This is a genomic window from Pseudomonas sp. B111 (assembly GCF_026428275.1).
GTDB classification, from domain to species: domain Bacteria; phylum Pseudomonadota; class Gammaproteobacteria; order Pseudomonadales; family Pseudomonadaceae; genus Pseudomonas; species Pseudomonas aeruginosa.
The window spans coordinates 2,837,757-2,855,837 of sequence record NZ_CP097857.1 but is presented as its reverse complement, the minus strand read 5'-3'; the positions used below and the strand labels follow the sequence as shown (position 1 = coordinate 2,855,837).

14 protein-coding genes are annotated in these 18,081 nt (G+C 64.5%); 10 read left to right on the top strand and 4 right to left on the bottom strand.

Translation table 11 applies throughout. The features are described from left to right. Nucleotides 1–95 precede the first annotated feature (95 nt). The 6 genes from M6E97_RS13195 to M6E97_RS13170 all read left to right on the top strand — a co-directional run bounded on the left by M6E97_RS13195 (nucleotide 96) and on the right by M6E97_RS13170 (nucleotide 7,037). Nucleotides 96–608: a (2Fe-2S)-binding protein gene (locus tag M6E97_RS13195; protein ID WP_019486276.1), complete on the top strand. Its 513-nt coding sequence runs from the start codon at nucleotides 96–98 to the stop codon at nucleotides 606–608. Beyond that, complete coding sequence (locus M6E97_RS13190; protein ID WP_003111127.1) at nucleotides 605–1,594, top strand: FAD binding domain-containing protein; 990 nt, start codon at nucleotides 605–607, stop codon at nucleotides 1,592–1,594. Before M6E97_RS13195 ends, M6E97_RS13190 begins: the two co-directional genes overlap by 4 nt. After that, a complete protein-coding gene (locus M6E97_RS13185) occupies nucleotides 1,591–3,795 on the top strand; it encodes a xanthine dehydrogenase family protein molybdopterin-binding subunit (protein WP_019486275.1) in 2,205 nt (734 codons plus the stop codon). Before M6E97_RS13190 ends, M6E97_RS13185 begins: the two co-directional genes overlap by 4 nt. 492 nt (nucleotides 3,796–4,287) lie before the next feature. Next, complete coding sequence (locus M6E97_RS13180) at nucleotides 4,288–4,668, top strand: DUF4354 family protein (protein ID WP_003088277.1); 381 nt, start codon at nucleotides 4,288–4,290, stop codon at nucleotides 4,666–4,668. 623 nt (nucleotides 4,669–5,291) lie between these two features. Beyond that, entirely contained in the window at nucleotides 5,292–6,419 is a 1,128-nt protein-coding gene (locus M6E97_RS13175) for a DUF262 domain-containing protein (RefSeq protein ID WP_019486274.1), read from the top strand. A gap of 3 nt (nucleotides 6,420–6,422) precedes the next feature. Continuing rightward, nucleotides 6,423–7,037, top strand: coding sequence for a hypothetical protein (locus M6E97_RS13170; RefSeq protein ID WP_023094093.1), 615 nt, complete (start codon nucleotides 6,423–6,425; stop codon nucleotides 7,035–7,037). 233 nt (nucleotides 7,038–7,270) lie between these two features. Here the strand turns inward: M6E97_RS13170 and M6E97_RS13165 are convergent, their stop codons facing one another. From M6E97_RS13165 to M6E97_RS13150, 4 genes are all read right to left on the bottom strand, one after another. Next, a complete protein-coding gene (locus M6E97_RS13165) occupies nucleotides 7,271–8,410 on the bottom strand; it encodes a catalase family protein (RefSeq protein WP_019484675.1) in 1,140 nt (379 codons plus the stop codon). A gap of 178 nt (nucleotides 8,411–8,588) precedes the next feature. Continuing rightward, a complete protein-coding gene (locus tag M6E97_RS13160; RefSeq protein ID WP_019484676.1) occupies nucleotides 8,589–10,484 on the bottom strand; it encodes a di-heme-cytochrome C peroxidase in 1,896 nt (631 codons plus the stop codon). Nucleotides 10,485–10,794: 310 nt separating this feature from the next. Continuing rightward, nucleotides 10,795–10,929: a hypothetical protein gene (locus M6E97_RS13155; protein WP_003088290.1), complete on the bottom strand. Its 135-nt coding sequence runs from the start codon at nucleotides 10,927–10,929 to the stop codon at nucleotides 10,795–10,797. 157 nt (nucleotides 10,930–11,086) lie between these two features. After that, entirely contained in the window at nucleotides 11,087–12,184 is a 1,098-nt protein-coding gene (locus M6E97_RS13150; RefSeq protein ID WP_003121988.1) for a GNAT family N-acetyltransferase/peptidase C39 family protein, read from the bottom strand. 190 nt (nucleotides 12,185–12,374) lie between these two features. On the opposite strand from M6E97_RS13150, the gene M6E97_RS13145 reads away from it, so the two are divergent. The 4 genes from M6E97_RS13145 (at nucleotide 12,375) to M6E97_RS13130 (ending at nucleotide 18,058) form a co-directional block, all read left to right on the top strand. Then, the gene (locus M6E97_RS13145) at nucleotides 12,375–13,862 is read left to right on the top strand and encodes a RimK family protein (RefSeq protein ID WP_003088294.1); all 1,488 of its coding nucleotides are present in this window, start codon (nucleotides 12,375–12,377) and stop codon (nucleotides 13,860–13,862) included. Nucleotides 13,863–13,997: 135 nt separating this feature from the next. Then, nucleotides 13,998–15,326, top strand: a complete 1,329-nt coding sequence (locus M6E97_RS13140) for a sigma-54 dependent transcriptional regulator (protein ID WP_004363675.1) — start codon at nucleotides 13,998–14,000, stop codon at nucleotides 15,324–15,326. Between the two features lie 218 nt (nucleotides 15,327–15,544). Further along, nucleotides 15,545–16,504 (top strand): sugar ABC transporter substrate-binding protein, encoded by a 960-nt coding sequence (locus tag M6E97_RS13135; protein WP_012614246.1) that lies wholly within the window; start codon nucleotides 15,545–15,547, stop codon nucleotides 16,502–16,504. Between the two features lie 21 nt (nucleotides 16,505–16,525). Beyond that, nucleotides 16,526–18,058, top strand: a complete 1,533-nt coding sequence (locus tag M6E97_RS13130) for a sugar ABC transporter ATP-binding protein (protein ID WP_034005620.1) — start codon at nucleotides 16,526–16,528, stop codon at nucleotides 18,056–18,058. Nucleotides 18,059–18,081 lie beyond the last annotated feature (23 nt).

Here is an 18,081-nt window from a genome sequence, read left to right as displayed (position 1 = left end):
GCCGTCATTTACTTTGAACGTATCTTCGAGCCGTTCGGTCGGACCTGAAAAAGCGGCATCCGCCGCGCCGATGCACCGACCGTGAGGCTTGTACCATGACCAATCCGGAGCCGGCGGACCTGCCGATCAGCCTGCTGATCAATGGCCAGCGCCGAGAGCTGAGAGTACCCCCGTGGCTGACGCTGCTCGACCTGCTGCGCGAGCGGCTCGACCTGGTGGGCAGCAAGAAGGGCTGCGACCACGGCCAATGCGGCGCTTGCACGGTGTTGCGCAACGGTCGCCGGATCAACGCCTGCCTGACGCTGGCGGTGATGTGCGACGGTGATGCACTGACTACCATCGAAGGTCTGGCCGAGGGTGATCGCCTGCATCCCCTGCAACAGGCGTTCATCCGCCATGATGCCTTCCAGTGCGGCTACTGCACGCCCGGACAGATCTGTTCGGCCCTTGGCCTGGCGAGCGAGGGGCGGGCGCGCTCGCGGGCGGAGATCCGCGAGGGCATGAGCGGCAACCTGTGCCGCTGCGGCGCCTACGGCAATATCCTCGACGCCGTGGAAGACGCCTTGCCGCTGCTCGATCGCGACGGGCAGGGAGGGCAGTGCGCATGACGCCCTTCGCCTATGCCAAGCCGGCCGACATCGAGCAGGCGCTGGGCCTCGCCGGCCCGGAGTCGCGCTACATCGCCGGCGGCACCAACCTGCTCGACCTGATGAAGGAAAACGTTGCCAGGCCCCGGCGACTCATCGACATCACCGGCCTCCCGCTGCGCGACATCCGCCGGACGCCCACCGGCGGCCTGCTGGTCGGAGCCCTGGTCAGCAACGCCGAACTGGCCTGGAATCCCGCCGTGGAGGCGGACTATCCCTTGCTAGCCCAGGCGATCCTCGCCGGCGCCTCGCCGCAGTTGCGCAACATGGCCAGCACCGGCGGCAACCTGTTGCAGCGTACCCGCTGCCAGTATTTCTACGACACCGGCACGCCATGCAACAAGCGCGAGCCGGGCAGCGGATGCCCCGCGCGCAGCGGGCTGAACCGCAACCATGCGATCCTCGGCGCCAGCGAACACTGCGTGGCGGTACATCCATCCGACCTGTGCGTGGCGCTGGCGGCGCTGGGGGCTCAGGTACTGGTGCGCGGCCGCGCTGGCGAGCGGCGGGTCGCTTTCGCCGACTTCCATCGCCTGCCGGCGGACACGCCCGAGCGCGACAACTGCCTGGCCGTCGACGAACTGGTCACCGCCATCGAGCTGCCAGCGCCGCGCTTCGCGCGGCATTGCCACTACCTGAAGGTGCGCGACCGGGCCTCCTACGCCTTCGCCCTGGTCTCGGTGGCGGCGGCCCTGGAACCGGACGGCGAGCGCATTGGCGAACTGCGCCTGGCGCTCGGCGGCGTGGCCCACAAGCCATGGCGCGTCGCAGAGCTGGAGGAACGTTTCAGGGGCCACCCGGCGAACCGGGACAGCTATGTCCGCTTCGCCGAAGCGCTGCTGCGTGACGCCAGGCCGCTGGCCCACAACGCCTTCAAGATCGGATTGGCGCGCAACGCCATCGTTCGCGCACTGGAAGAAGCCCACTCGGGAGGGATCGGCCAATGAGCAGCCTGCCACACAGCACCGGGCAAGCCCTGGATCGCGTCGACGGGCCAGCCAAGGTCACCGGCCAGGCTCGTTACGCCGCCGAATATCCTGCCGCCGACCTGCTCCACGGCAGCGTGGTCAGCAGCGACGTCGCCCGCGGCCGGGTGCGCGGCATCGACTGTGCGGCGGCCCTGGCGGTACCCGGGGTGGTCGCGGTACTGCATCACCTGAACCGGCCGCCGATGGCGGGCGACGACGAGCCCTACAAGGACGCCGATGCCGCCGAAGGCGAACCCTTCCGCCCGCTGTTCGACGACCGCGTCCTGTACAGCGGCCAGCCCCTTGCCCTGGTCCTGGCACGGAGCCTGGAACTGGCCCGCTACGCGGGCTCGCTGCTGCGCATCGATATCGAGCCCGAGCCGCACCAGACCGACCTCCTGGCCGCCCTCGACCAGGCCCATGAGGCTCCCGCCGAACTGCCCGCCGAGCGCGGCGATTTCTACACCGCCTACCGCGCCGCGCCGATTCGGGTCGAGGCCAGCTACAGCACGCCGATCGAGCACCACAATCCCATGGAACCGCACGCGTCCACGGTCATCGTCCAGCCCGACGGCAGCCTGCTGGTGCACGACAAGACCCAGGGGACGCAGAACAGCCAGGCCTACCTGCAAAAGGTCTTCGGCCTGCCCGCCGACAAGGTAAGGGTCTGTGCCGCCTACGTCGGCGGCGCCTTCGGCTCCGGCCTGCGTCCGCAATACCAGTTGGCCCTGGCGGTGATGGCGGCGCTGCAACTGCGGCGGTCGGTGCGCGTAGTGCTGACCCGCCAGCAGATGTTCACCTTCGGCTACCGGCCGCGCACCCTGCAGCGCCTGCAACTGGGCGCCGATGCCGAGGGGCGCCTGCTTGCGCTGGGCCACCAGGCGACAGCGCAGACCTCGCGCTTCGAAGACTTCACCGAGCACGTGGTGGAGTGGAGCGGCATGCTCTATCGCTGCGAGAACCTTTCCCTGGCCTACCGTCTGGTGCCGCTGGACGTCTATACCCCGCTGGACATGCGCGCCCCCGGCGCGGCGCTGGGACTGATCGGGCTGGAATGCGCGATGGACGAACTGGCGGTGCGGCTCGGCATGGACCCCATCGCGCTGCGCCGGTTCAACTTCGCCGAGCGCAACGGCAACGAGGACAAGCCGTACTCCAGCAAGGCGCTGCTGGCCTGCTACGAGGAGGGCGCACGGCGCTTCGGTTGGCAGGCCCGCGACCCACGGCCACGGAGCATGAGCGAAGGGCGCCAGTTGCTCGGCTGGGGCATGGCCGGCGGCGTCTGGGAGGCCATGCAGAGCAAGGCCAGCGCCAGGGCGCGGCTGGAGGCGGACGGCCTGCTGCGGGTGGCCAGCGCGACCACGGATATCGGCACCGGCACCTACACGGTGATGACCCAGATCGCCGCCGACGCCGCTGGCATGGCGCCGGAAGAGGTGCGCTTCCAGCTTGGCGACAGTGCGTTGCCCAAGGCTCCATTGCAGGGCGGCTCGTTCACCGTCTCGTCGGTCGGTTCCGCCGTCCGCCTGGCCTGCCTGCGCCTGCGCCAGGCCCTGGTCGCCCATGCCAGGGCCCGCCATCCGGAGCTGGCCGGCGCCGCCGAAGAGCGCTTCCGCATATGCCGTGGCCATCTGGAAGCGGGCGATACGCGATACGCCCTGGCCGACCTGCTGCAAGGGCTGCCGGAAGACGCGTTGCAGGTGGAGGTGGAAGCTGAACCCTCGGCGCGGCGCAAAGGCTACGCCACCGCGACCCATTCGGCGGTATTCGTCGAGGTGCGGATCGATGAAGCCCTCGGTACCCTGCGTGTGAGCCGGGTGGTCAGCGCGGTCGCGGCGGGGCGGGTGATCAACCCGAAGACCGCTCGCAGCCAGATACTCGGCGGGGTGGTCTGGGGCCTGGGCATGGCCTTGCAGGAGGAAACCCAGGTCGACCATGCGCTGGGCCGCTGCATGAACCACAACCTCGCCGAGTACCACATCCCGGTTAACGCCGATATTGGCGATATCGAGGTGATCTTCGTTGACGAACCCGACGATATCGTTAACGAACTGGGCTCCAAGGGCGTCGGCGAAATAGGCATCGTCGGCGTCGCCGCCGCAGTGGCGAATGCCGTGTACCACGCCACCGGCCGCCGCCTGCGCGACTTCCCGCTGACCGTCGACAAGTTGCTCGGCTGAGCCCGGCAGCCTGCGCAAGCAGCTTGGCGGCCACCCGCCGGGTCGCCGGGCTTGACTCCCCCAAGGGGAAGATCGCAGGCCCCGCTCGCCACCCGCAACGGAGTCGAACACGACATGCCGCCGACAGCCTCGGTGACGCCCTCGCCGAGCGCTACCGCGATGCCGGTCCAGGCGCACTTGTTGCATCGCGGCCACGCCGAAGCGAACCTGCCCGGCGCCCATTGGGCCATCGCCTGGGCCGAGCGTCCGGCCTGTGGTTGCAAGCGTTCGAGGGCAGCCTGGCGGGCGCGAGGACCGTGTGGGTTCGAAGACCGGCGTTCCGCGTAGCGAGCGGTTTTCGCCTGGAAGCACGGTTGCGGGAAAAGTTCCGCTGGAAACCCTCCGACTTGCAGAACACGAGGCGCCCCGCATTCCTTGGCACTGCGCTTGATCGCGGCGAAAAGACCCACGGAAAATCACCGGGTCGTTCAGTCTTTGCCAAAGGAAATCAGTATGAAGAACGCAATGGCCCTGACCCTTGCCGGCCTGCTGGCCGCTCCTTCCCTCGGCTTCGCCGCCGCGCCGGATGCAGTGATGGTCTTCGCCCACCAGGGCGACAAGGGCAGCGTGTCCGTCGGCGACAAGCACTTCCGCACCCAGGCCTTCAAGGTCCGCCTGGTGAATGCGGCGAAGAGCGAGATCAGCCTGAAGAACAGCTGCCTGGTGGCGCAGTCCGCCGCCGGCCAGTCCTTCAGGCTGGATACCGTGGACGAGGAACTCACCGCCGATACCCTCAAGCCGGGCGCCTCCGTCGAAGGCGACGCGATCTTCGCCTCCGAAGACGACGCGGTGTACGGCGCATCGCTGGTCAGGCTGAGCGACCGGTGCAAGTAGGCGGGTAGCCGTTGCGCAGCGAAAGCCGCAGGGCAGCCTCGGCGGCTTTCGGGTGCGAGGAAACGGCTTTCGAAGGTTTCGGCGCGAATCTGAAATCATTCAGGGCGCGTTTCCGGTGCTTCTGGTTGCCTGGGCTGGGGGCCGAATTCCAGATTCCAGATGCCCGGAGCTAGGGGAGGGTAGACATCGCTCCAGGCTCCGCCCGGCGAGGCGCTCGACCCACAAGGCGCGCCCGGCCCCCTCTCCCGCGTGCGGGAGAGGGTTGGGGTGAGGACCGCCAACACCACATTTCAAAAACCAAATCCGCAGCACTCAAGCCGCGACTATTGCGGTTAGCAGTGGGGGAGGTTGTGGTTCTGCGGGTGGCAATAGAGGTGCCCACCAGGTATGGGAGAGGCCATGGCTTAGGGAGGGAAGGGCTGTATACGGCCAAGAGCGACCGGTGTAGTCTATAAATAATTTCGTTCCCTTTCTTGCGTCCCCTTTCTTGATCTTCGTGTGGCGAATAGCAACTGTACGATTCATTTCCTGCGCTAAGCTCCCTAGCCCTGTGTACCTATCCTTGGGCATAGGATAATATGGCGAAATCCTATCATTGTTACGACTACACGTAGGGAGTCGATATGTCTGAGTTCGAATTAGTCCCCGATGACCAGCAGGAAAACGAGGATGACATTGCCGCTCCAGTATCATTCAAAGATGCTGTAGTTCTCAATGCCGATTGGACTATTGAGACAATCAATCTTCAGATCCAAAAGGGCAATATTGATTTGCAACCCGGATTTCAGCGGCGAGTCGCATGGGACGACGAAAGAAAGAGCCGCCTCATTGAGTCCATTATTGTAGGGCTCCCTGTGCCAAACATTGTCCTTGCAGAGAACAAAGATTCCCGAGGAAAATTTATTGTCATCGACGGTAAGCAGCGACTTGTTGCGGTGAGCGAGTACATGCAAAGCCAGTATAAGCTGAAAGGCCTTGATATGCGGCCTGACCTCAATGCGAAGGCCATCAATGAACTGCCTCAAGAAGATCGTGAGCACTTGGAGAATGCAACAATTAGGGCGAGCGTTATTAGAAATTGGAAGGACGAAAATTTCCTCTATGTTACTTTCTTTCGTCTGAATAGTGGCAGCTTACCTCTTTCTCCGCAAGAGCTTCGCAAGGCATTGATTGGCGGAAATCTAATTAGCGCTATTGATGATTACATGCTGGGGAGCGCCCCATTTAAAGCCATATTTGGGAATGGCTTGGACAAAAGAATGAGAGATTCGGAATTGGTGCTGCGATTCGTAGCGTACGACCGATCTTTAGCCGAATATCGAGGCGACTTCAAAGAGTTTCTCGATAGCAATACACGCTACTTTGAAAATGATTGGGGGAGTAAGTTACCGGAGATCGAAGATATTTTCCAACGACTAGATGTCGCTCTTGACGCAGCGTACAACGTATTCGGTCAAGACGCATTTAGAAAATGGATTGGCGACAAATACGAGCGCGTCATCAATCGCGCGGTATTTGACTGTATATCCCGCTTTTTTGCACAGCGCGACGTGGCTGCTGAAGCAATTGCGCGCAAATTAGAGGTTGTCGAAGCTTTTAAAGAAGTATGCCAGGTTCAAGTTTTTAAAGACTCGATTGAGAAAACACCTAAAACAGTCATGGCGACTTTTCAACGCGTTGATCTTTGGGGTGAAAAACTAGCTGCTTGCTTCGGAAGAGGTTACGATAAAGTTACGCACAGGATCATTTGATCTATGCCAACCCAATGTGCCAATTTTGCTCACTTGGAAGCAAGGCTCACTGATCTGAGGGTCAAATTTTTAGATGCTCAAATCAATGCTGAAACAAATGATCCAACAACATTCTCGCCTGACTTGGATAGCATTGCTGCGTTTAGGCTCTTAATACATGCGGAGATTGAAGATTTTTTAGAGCGAAAGGCGAAAGAAAATCTAGATAGAATAGAACTCCAGTTGGTGAAATCAGCGACTGGCTCGTCTCGGATTTTTCCAGAGCTATTTTATATAGCGGCTGTAACAAATCGTCCGCTTGACGCCGTTCTTGCGTTTGATGTGGGGGCTTTAAAAGGCCATATCTCAGGCATAATCGGAACTGCACGAGGCATGATCAAAGAGAATAATGGGATCAAGGAAGGATCATTTAATACTCTGTCGGTTTTTGCAGGAAAGACAGCGGACGAAGTTGACTCGACTCTTTCGGCAAGTCTTAACAGCTATGGAAAAAGTCGAGGCGATGTGGCGCATCAAAGTACAAGGCACTCTTCGACTATTAATGCGCCCAGCGCTGAGTTCGCGTCTGCTAAAGACTTAGTGGAGGGGCTTGCCTTATATTTTGATTTGACGAGTTAGGCCCGTGTACGAAAAGTATTTTCATAAATACCGTAGCGTACAGGCGAGCGAAACCATGGCAGCAATTTTTCGCAAGCTTGTCATAGTAGGTGCTGCCATCCGGAGCTGGCAGTTTGTGGCCAATAGCAGTTTGTTGCGAGCGACTGCTCTTGGCCGTTTTCTGCCAGTCCAAATTGGCGAAATCAATACCAAGAGAGACGCCATACGCAGCTACCTTCTACCTTCCCAACCCCTCACCCATTCCTCCCCAACCTATACCCACTGACCGCCTCGTAAACCGCCTTCCGCAACCGGTTGATCCCGCCGATCGGCCGATGCTCCGGCAGCGCGTGCCAGGGGTTGAACGAGAGGTTGTCACAGAACAGGTTCTGTTCCCGGCTATCGAAATCCTGAGCTGGCAAAATGATGTCGGCTATGGTAGCGAAGGGCGCGTCCGACTCCTTCCATTCGACGCTGGTGTCTTCGATGGGCATGTACTTGGCCGGGTCCTGGCGCTGCACCTGGAAGGCGTAGCAGGCGGGGGTGCGGTCGATGGAGAGTTGCTGGTACAGGGCGGCGCGGAGGAAGTTGGGCAGGTCCTGGTTCTGCTTCGGTAGCTGGTAGGCCGGGCACTTCTCCGGGGCGGGGACGACGCGGAACTTGATGTTGTGTTCGCCCAGCTTGTACGGCGAGATGCCGTTGTAGCCGGCGTGCAGCGGGCTGTCCGGGGCGGGGGCGAGGGTGCGCAGGGCAATCAGCAGGTGGCGCAGTTCCCAGCTGGCGGGGTTCCAGTTGGGGAAGAAGGCCAGGGCTTTCTTGCCGTCGGCCTGGGCGGCGAAGTTCTGCCGGTATTCGGCGATGTCGCGGATGAAGAACACCGGCTGGTTGAACATGACGAAGTCCTGCTCGCCGTCATGGCCGCGGCCGGGCAGGAGTTTTTCGCCGGGCACGTCGAGCAGTTTTATGGCCATGCCGCGCGCGTCGTTCTTGCTGTCGAACTGCGGGTAGGCGTTGCCGTTGGAGAAGCGCACCCAGGCGTTCCAGCTCTTGCCCGCTTCGGCGAACACGCCGCGACGCAGGGTCGGGTCGAGGTCGGCGCGTACCTTGAATTCGGCCTTCACGCAGCCGTGGGCCTTGGCGTGGGCATCGCGCAGGACGCGGGTGTTGTCGCGGTGCTGTTCGACCACGCGGATGGCGTCCTGGATGATCGCTTGGGTGATGCGGGCTTCGTCCGGGGCGATCTGCTCTTCCGCGGACACCGGGCCGGAGAATTTCCAGGCGTAGTAGAGGCTGCCGATGGCCCAGCCGCCGAGGCCGACGGCCAGCAGCAGGAGGAGCAGGCGGCCGAGCCATTTGCCGAGGAACAGCCAGGCGTGGGTGAGGAGTGCGCGCATGGAGTGGGTGTCCTTGGTGGTGTGCGTTGGCTGTGGGTTTTTATTCTTCTTGGGCGGGGAGTGCGCCACGATTGCTTCTCCCCGTCCTCTGGCTAGGCATCCCCCCTGAAGGGAGAGGGGCTGCTCGGGATGGAGAGGGGCGGCGGCGCCATGCCTCGCGCTTCTCCATTTCCCAGGTTCAGCGTTGCGCGGTCCGTTGCTCCGGCGCCGGGCATTTCGGGCCGGGCGTCCAGGGTGGGGTCTGGGCCGGGACCAGGCGGCGCTCGAACTCGGGGTTGCCGAGCACCTTCAGGTATTCCACCAGCGCCCAGCGTTCTTCCGGGCTGAGGGCGCGGCCGATCACGCCGTTCTGCCGGCAGCCGTCGCGGAATTCGTGGCCGCTGTTGCGGTTGCCGGTGAGACGGGTGTCGAGGAGGAAGCCGCCGGGGAATTTCTCGGTGCGGAATCCAACGAATTTCGGATCGAATTCGAAGGTGCCGACGTAGAACTGCGGCGAGCGTTCGGCGGCCGGGGAGAGCAGTTGGAACAGGTTGGGCACCGAGCCGTTGTGCAGGAACGGCGGGGTCGCCCAGACGCCGTCCAGCGGGCGGGCCTTGTAGGCGCGCAGTTCCTGTACGCCGATCGGTAGGTCGAAGCCGTTCATGGTCTTCTGCTGTTCCGGCGGGATGCCGGCGTCCCGGTAGGCGCGCTGCTCGACGAAGGCGGTGATGTAGGCCAGGCCCTTGGCCGAGGACAGTTGCGAGAGGTCGAGTTGCTGCGGATCGGCGCCGATCAGCTGGACGTTCATCCGCGCCAGTTCGTCGACGCTCCAGCCGAGCTTGCGCAGGTCGTAGCGGTGGTCGGCGATGTTGTCGGCGGTGGTCGGGTCGGTGCCGATCACCTCGGTCGGCACCATGTGCATGCGCCACTCGGGATTGCGTCCGGGGGCGGCGTATTCCGCCGGTTGCACCTTGGGCGCATGGCAGAAGGCGCAGTTGGCTTCGAACAGGGCGCGGCCCTGGGAGGCGCGTTGCAGGTCGATGCGGCCGAAGAGGTCTTCCGGCCAGGTCGGCGGTTTCAGCTGTTGCAGGGTTTCTTCCAGGGCGTGCAGGTCGTGCAGGCGTACGCTGGAGGCGTAGCGCTGCTCGCCCCGCAGCGGCTGGCCGTGCTCGTCGAAGATCTGCAGGCGCGCGCCGACGCCGAGGGCCTCGCCGATATTGCGCGCCATCGGCTGCATGGCCGAGCCGTTCCATTGCACCCAGTCGAATTTCCAGATGTCCCAGACCTGCGGATAGCTCACCGGGGCGTTGGCGACGCGGTAGTTGCTCGGGTCGATGGCATCGCCGAAGACGCTGTTGGCGATGCGCCCGAAAGCGTCGGTGCGGCCGGGGCCTTCCTCGGTGGGGTAGAGGTGGCGGCGGGTGTCGTTCCAGGCGGTGCGCAGGAGGGTGTCGAGCACGGCCTTGAAGTCGGCGCGCAGTTGCGACTTGTCCTGTTCGTAGCGTTCGCCGAGGACTTTCCTGGCGAAGCGCTTGAACTTGAACGGGTTGTAGTAGGTGGCGGCCATGCTCGCGCCGAGCGCCTGGCCGAAGGCGCCGCCGCGCAGGGTCGGCACGGTGGCGGCGATGGAATGCATGGCGGCACCGCCGTCGATGCGTAGCGACTTGCCCTGGTAGCGCAGTTCGCCGGTGTGGCAGGCGGCGCAGGTGATGTCCAGGTAGCGGGTGCCGGTCTTCTCGTCGCGGTGCTGGCTGAAGCCCACCGGCAGGTTGCCGGGGTTGAGGTCGCTGGCCTTCTGCTGCGGATCGACGAGGAAGCCGAAGCGGGCGAGGTATTCGGGGGCGGCGAAGGGTTCTTCGGAGAAGGGCAGTTCGAGGGCGGTGAACCAGTCGTAGTGCAGGCCCTTCACCAGGGTGCCCTGGGGCGTGTAGTAGAAGCGCTGGCGGGCCTCGTCCTGCCATTGCGGCAGGTAGCGTACCTCGCTCGGCGCCTGGTAGTGGGGCAGGTTGGGATTGGCGACGTAGTAGACCACCACCCCGACGACCGCCAGCACGATCACGCCGACAACCAGCAGAGCCTTTTTCACGGTGCGCATCAGGAACGTCCTTGTAGGCCTTTTTTTGGCACCGTTATGCCAAGGCGTTGGCATATTGGCAAGCTGCTATCAGCTTTTTTGACAAGGTTTTCTTGACAGCGAACGGGTGAAACGTTTGCGCAGGCCTCGCCTGGCGATGTTGGCGACGAAAGCTCGGTATTTCACCGGAGAAAGGTGGACGCCGGAGCGTCGTGGAACGGCAGGGCGAGGCGCCGGCGGCCTGCCGGTCAGAGACCGGAGAAGGCCAGCCAGGCGATGATTGCGGCGTAGAGCATCCAGGTGGGATCGGTACGGCGGTCGAGCAGGGCTTTCATTTCTTCGCCTCCGCGCTCCAGAAGCCCTGGGCGTTGCGGAAGGGCTGGCGGGCCAGTTGTTCCAGGCGGGTGATGCCGTCGGCGCGCATGGCATTGATCAGGGCCGAGAAGGATTTGGCGGAGTAGCTCATGGTGTCGTCTCCAGTTCCGTTCTGGTTATTCGGGGATCTGGCGACTATGTAAACATCGGCGTTGGCGAATGAAAAATGGATAGTCTCACTAGCCACTATCGATGGAATTGATTGATAGGCGAGAACATCTCCCCGCCGCAGGGCGGGGCGATGCGGATCATTCCGGGTTGAACAGGATCACCGCCGCGCGCAGCTTGCTGCGGCCGAAGCGGCTCATCTTGTCGAACTCGGCGTGGCTTACCGGGATGTGCTGGCAGTCCAGCGGCTGGCGGTGCTGGCTGTGGTCGACGTCGGGATCGTGGAGGTAGACGAAGTCCTCGTCGTAGTGGGTGACCAGCACCCAGTGCGGGGCCTTGGAGCGGGTCAGGCGGTAGCTGCTGATCAGCACCAGCGGCTGGCCGCCCCGGGCCAGCTGGCGTGGGATGTCGAGCCTGGCCGAGCGCTTCTGCTCGACGCCCGAGGCGTCCAGTTCCTCGCAGAAGTCCTCGTGGACCAGGCGCATCACCGCCTTCTTGTCTTCGTTGCGTACGCCGTCGAGGAACAGCGGGCCGCTGGCGGACAGCACCAGCTTGACCCGGAAGCCGCGCCGCCAGGCGGCCAGCGCCAGGCCCTGGGGGCTACAGCCGCCGTGCCCGGCGGTCATGTAGATGGTGGTCGCCTCGCGCCACAGGCGCAGTTCCTCGCGGCGGGTCAACTGGCGCTCCGGTTGCAGCGCGCCCATGGCCATCAGCAGGCAGGCCGGGCCGCAGGTGAAATCGGTGGTCTGCCGGTAGAAGGGCACGTGGCGGCGCTGGTCGTGGCCGGGGTTGCGGATGCGTTTCTCGAAGCGCAGCGCTTCGCTGTGGTCCTCGTAGTAGTCGCGCACGGTGGCGAAGGGACGGTAGCCGTTGCGCTCGTAGAGGGCGATGGCGCCACGGTTGTCCGGGCGCACTTCCAGGCGCATGTAGGCGCGGTCGTTGTCCCGCGCGGCCTGCTCGGCGGCTTCCAGCAGCTTCTGGCCGAGGCCGATGCCGCGGGCGCGCGGGTCGATGGCGATGGAGTAGAGGCGGGCCAGCGAGGTGCCTTCGTGGAACAGCACCAGGGCGTAGCCGAGCACGCCGCCGTCGCCCTCGGCTACCGTCAGGCTGGCGTGGGCGCGGGTGAGCATCCACTGGAAGTTGCGGCGGGACAGGCGATCGTAGTCGAAGCAGCGGTTTTCCAGCTCGACCAGGGCGGACAGGTCGTCCACACCGGCCGGGCGGAGGGTCAGGTTCATAGCGGTCTCCACGGCCGCGGGCGGGAACTTCCGCGCGGGCGTGCTGTAATGGGTGCTGTACGCTTCGGTTTGCTGGCAGGCGCCATAGAGCGGTTTCGCAAGGGATTCCCGCCGAGTATTGGCCGGGATGCGTGCGCCGGCAAGCCGGTTCCGAATGCGCCGTGGTTTCGCTGTCCCCCCGGGAGGTGTCGTGAGCAAGCTGTTCATCATCGTGGAACGCAAGGAAGACTGGACGTCCTATTACCCCAGCGAGGATGTGGTCACCGCCCAGGAATACCTGGAACTGCCCATCGACGACGACACTGGCAAGCGGGTCCAGGTGATCAACCTGTGCCGGCACTACAAGTACCTGCGCCATGGCTACTACTGCTCGCTGCTCGCCGAGGCGCGCGGGCACAAGGTGATCCCCTCGGTGCGGACGATCAGCGAGCTGGCCAGGAAGTCGCTGTACAGCCTGGTCCTGGAAGATCTGGATCGCACCCTGGACAAGGCCCTGGCCGCGCACCCCTACGGCAGCACCGATGGTTTCACCCTGACCCTGTATTTCGGCCGTACCGATATCGAGCCGCTGCAGGACCTGGCGCGACAACTGTTCGAGGCGTTTCCCTGCCCGTTGCTGCTGGTGGAGTTCAAGCGCAACCGCACCTGGCACATCGAGGGCATCAAGCCCGGCGCCATCCACAAGCTGCGCGAGGACCAGGAAGACCTCTTCGCCAACGCCCTGGACAGCTTCAGTCGGCAGATCTGGCGCAAGCCGCGTTCGCGCAAGCCGTTCCGCTACGACCTGGCGATCCTCCACGACCCCGGCGAGGCGTTCCCGCCCTCCGACGCCAAGGCGCTGAAGAACTTCGTGCGGGTCGGCCGCAGCCTCGGCATCGACGTCGACCTGATCGAGCGCAAGGACTATTCGCGGATCGCCGAGTACGACGCGCTGTTCATCCGCGAGACCACCAATGTCGCCGATCACACCTACCGTTTCGCCAAGAAGGCCGAGAGCGAAGGGTTGGTGGTGATGGACGACCCGGTGTCGATCCTGCGCTGCACCAACAAGGTGTACCTGGCCGACCTGCTGCGCAGCCACAAGCTGGGCATGCCGGCCACCGAGATTCTCTACAAGGAGAACCCGCAGGAACTGGAGAAGGTCGGCGAGCGCCTGGGCTTCCCGCTGGTGCTGAAGATTCCCGACGGCAGCTTCTCGCGCGGGGTGATCAAGGTGGAGGACCAGGAGCAGTTGCTGGCGGCCAGCGCCGAGCTGTTCGAGCGCTCGGTGCTGATCCTTGCCCAGGAGTTCTTCTATACCGAGTACGACTGGCGTATCGGCGTGCTCAACCGCAAGCCGATCTTCGCCTGCCAGTACTTCATGTCCAAGGGCCACTGGCAGATCTACGACCACAGCCCGGACGCCGAGGAGGTCAGCGGCGATTTCCGCACCATGCCCGTGCACGAGGCGCCGCGCAAGGTGGTGGAGCTGGCGGTGAAGACCGCCAACCTGATCGGCGACGGCCTCTACGGGGTAGACCTGAAGCAGGCCGGCGACAAGGTGGTGGTGATCGAGGTGAACGACAACCCGAACATCGACTGCGGGGTGGAGGATGTCTACCTCGGCGACGACCTCTACAAGCTGGTCCTGGAGGAGTTCGTCCGGCGCCTGGAAGTCAAGCGTCGCGGCTACGACTGATAAGACGATTTCGGCATTGGCGATATAAACAAAGATTCACTTTCGCGCGTCAAAAAATTGCTAGATTTTCCTTTCAGAGCGCCAACATGCCGTTTTTATGACGGTTCAAAGAATTGGCGCCGCAAAGGAGCACACATGTTAGATGCATCGAACCTCCGCCGTCTGCTGGTGGTGGACCCGTGCGACGATTGCCGGCGCCTGTTGCCGGGCCTTCGCGAGGCGGGTTGGGCAGTGGACAGCTGCGCGCTGGAAACGGCGCGCGAACGCGCTTGCGACGTCGGCCTGCTGCGCCTGCGGCCGTTCCACCTGGAGCGGCCGGAGACGGTGAAGGACCTGATCAGCCGCAGCGGCACCGAGTGGATCGCCGTGCTCAGCCCGGACACCTTGCCGCTGAATGGCGTCGGCGATTTCGTCTGCGAATGGTTCTTCGACTTCCATACCTTGCCGTTCGACATGGCGCGGGTGCAGGTGACCCTCGGCCGCGCCTTTGGCATGGCCCGCCTGCGCGGGCGCGGCACGGTGCCCGGCGATGCCGAGGGCGAGCACGAACTGCTCGGCGAGAGCCTGGCCGTACGCGACCTGCGCCGGCTGCTGGCGAAGCTGGCGCCGACCGACTCGCCGGTACTGATCCGGGGCGAGAGCGGCACCGGCAAGGAACTGGTCGCGCGTACCCTGCACCGGCAGTCGCGGCGCGTGGACAAGCCGTTCGTCGCGATCAACTGCGGGGCGATTCCCGAGCACCTGATCCAGTCCGAGCTGTTCGGCCACGAGAAGGGCGCCTTCACCGGCGCGCACCAGCGCAAGGTCGGACGGATCGAGGCGGCCGACGGCGGCACTCTGTTCCTCGACGAGATCGGCGACCTGCCGCTGGAGTTGCAGGCCAACCTGTTGCGCTTTCTCCAGGAACAGCAGATCGAGCGGGTCGGCGGTAACCGGCCGGTCGAGGTGGACGTGCGGGTGCTGGCGGCGACCCATGTCGACCTGGAGGCGGCGATCGACGCCGGGACGTTCCGCGAGGACCTCTACTACCGGCTCAATGTCCTGCAGGTCGGCACCGCGCCGTTGCGCGAACGGAGCGAGGACCTGCCGCTGCTGGCCAATCATTTCTCCCGGCTCTACAGCCTGGAGACCGGCCGCCGCCCGCGCCGCTTCAGCGAGGACGCGCTGGCGGCGATGGCGATGCACGCCTGGCCGGGCAATGTCCGCGAACTGGCCAACCGGGTGCGTCGCGGGTTGGTCCTGGCGGAGGGGCGGCAGATCGAGGCCCAGGACCTCGGCCTGGAGTGCGCGCGCGGCGACGGCCCGCCGTTGTCCAGCCTGGAGGTCTACAAGCTCTGCGCCGAGCGCCAGGCGATGTGCGACGCGCTGGCCCGTTACGGCGACAACCTCAGCGTGGCCGCGCGGATGCTCGGGGTGTCGCGGCCGACCTTCTACCGCCTGTTGCACAAGCACCGGTTGCGCTGAGCGGCCGGCGGGAGATCTGCCGGCCAAGCAAAATATCCTGCGTTTCCCAGCCGTAGCGAACTAGAATCCAACCGATCCCGACCGGTTCGCGACAGTTGCTCATGGCGATTGACAGAATCTGTCAGATCGACGCATATTCACCTGGCGCAAACGTTTGCGTCTGGATAATCTCCTGGAAAAGCCTCAATACAACGATAAGAAAAGCTGGAGGATACACCATGAAGCGGGTCGCTTCCCGGCGCCTGTTGGCTGCCGTTGTGCTGACTGCCTGTTCCTCGTTCCTGCCCCTGTCCGCCGTCCACGCGGAAACTCCCGAGAAGCCCAGGATCGCGCTGGTGATGAAGTCGCTGGCGAACGAGTTCTTCCTGACCATGGAGGACGGCGCCAAGGCCTACCAGAAGGAGCATGCCGACCGGTTCGAACTGGTTTCCAACGGCATCAAGGACGAGACCGATACCTCCAGCCAGATCCGCATCGTCGAGCAGATGATCGTTTCCGGGGTCGACGCACTGGTGATCGCGCCGGCCGATTCCAAGGCGCTGGTGCCGGTGGTGAAGAAAGCGCTGGACGCCGGCATCGTGGTGGTCAACATCGACAACCGCTTCGACCCGCAGGTGCTGCAGGCGAAGAAGATCGGCGTGCCCTTCGTCGGGCCCGACAACCGCAAGGGTGCGCGGCTGGTCGGCGAGTATCTGGCGAAGCGACTGAAGGCCGGCGACGAGGTCGGCATCATCGAAGGGGTCTCCACGACCACCAATGCCCAGCAGCGCACCGCCGGTTTCAAGGATGCGATGGACGCGGCGGGGATGAAGATCGTCTCCTTGCAGTCGGGCAACTGGGAAATCGAGAAGGGCAACGCGGTGGCCTCGGCGATGCTCAACGAGCATCCTGACCTCAAGGCGCTGCTCGCCGGCAACGACAGCATGGCCCTCGGCGCGGTATCGGCGGTGCGCGCGGCGGGCCGCGCCGGGCAGGTGAAGGTGGTCGGCTACGACAATATCCAGGCGATCAAGCCGATGCTCAAGGATGGCCGGGTGCTGGCCACTGCCGACCAGTTCGCCGCGAAGCAGGCGGTGTTCGGTATCCAGACCGCGCTCAAGCTGCTCGCCGGGCAAACCCCGGAACATGAGAAGGACGGCGTGGTCGAGACGCCTGTCGAGTTGGTGACCGCGCCCTGAGCCGTCCGATGGAGCCTTCCCATGTCTAGCGACGCATTGCCGCTGCTGAGCATCCGCGGGGTCGGCAAGACCTACGCGCAGCCGGTGCTGGCGGAGATCGACCTGCAACTGTTCGGCGGCGAGGTGCTGGCCCTGACCGGTGAGAACGGCGCCGGCAAGAGCACCTTGTCGAAGATCGTCGGCGGCCTGGAGCGTCCCGGCGCCGGCAGCCTGGAACTCCTCGGCCGGCCCTACGCCCCCGCTAGCCGCCGCGAGGCCGAGGCGCTGGGCGTGCGCATGGTGATGCAGGAACTGAACCTGCTGCCGACCCTGTCGGTGGCGGAGAACCTGTTCCTCCACGACCTGCCCCGGCGCGCCGGCTGGATCGACCGTCGGCGCCTGCGCGCGGCGGCCCGCGAGGCGATGGCCCAGGTCGGCCTGGAGGCGATCGATCCCGACACGCTGGTCGGCGACCTCGGCATCGGCCACCAGCAGATGGTCGAGATCGCCCGCAACCTGATCGGCGACTGCCGCTTGCTGATCCTCGACGAACCCACGGCGATGCTTACCGCGCGCGAGGTGGACATGCTCTTCGAGCAGGTCGAGCGGCTGCGCGAACGCGGCGTGGCGATCGTCTACATCTCCCATCGCCTGGAAGAGCTGGCGTGGATTTCGCAGCGCATCGCGGTGTTGCGCGATGGCCGCCTGGTCTGCGTCGAGCCGATCGAGCGCTACGACGCCGACCAACTGGTGACCCTGATGGTCGGCCGCGAGCTGGGTGAGCGCTTCGACCTGGGGCCACGGCAGATCGGCGCGCCGCTGCTGCGGGTGGAGCGGCTGAGCCGGCGCGGCAAGGTGCATGAGGTGTCGTTCGAGGTGCGCGCGGGGGAGATCTTCGGCATTTCCGGACTGATCGGCTCCGGGCGCACCGAATTGTTGCGCCTGATCTACGGCGCCGACCGTGCCGACGGCGGTCAGGTCCTGCTTGGCGATCCGCCGCAGCGCCTGAGCCTGCGTTCGCCGGCCGACTCGGTGCGCCAGGGGGTGGCGCTGATCACCGAGGACCGCAAGGGCGAGGGCCTGCTGCTGGACCAGTCGATCAGCGCCAACCTGGCCCTGGGCAACCTGCCGGCGCTGGCGCGCCACGGGGTGATCGACCGGCGCCGCGAGGAGGCCCTGGCGCGGCGCCAGGTGGAGGCGCTGCGGGTGCGCTGCGCGGACACCGCGCAGGCGGTGGGCGAACTGTCCGGCGGCAACCAGCAGAAGGTAGTGATCGGCCGCTGGCTGGAACGCGACTGCCAGGTGCTGCTGTTCGACGAGCCGACCCGTGGCATCGACGTCGGCGCCAAGTTCGACATCTATGCCTTGCTCGCCGAACTGACCCGCCGGGGCAAGGCGCTGGTGGTGGTGTCCAGCGACCTGCGCGAGCTGATGCTGATCTGCGATCGCATCGGCGTGCTCTCGGCGGGACGTATGGTGGACACCTTCGAGCGCGACGCCTGGACCCAGGACGCGCTGCTGGCGGCGGCCTTCGCCGGTTACAAGAAACGCGACGCGCTGCTGGCGACGTCGTGAACACGCAACGCAAGGAACCAGAA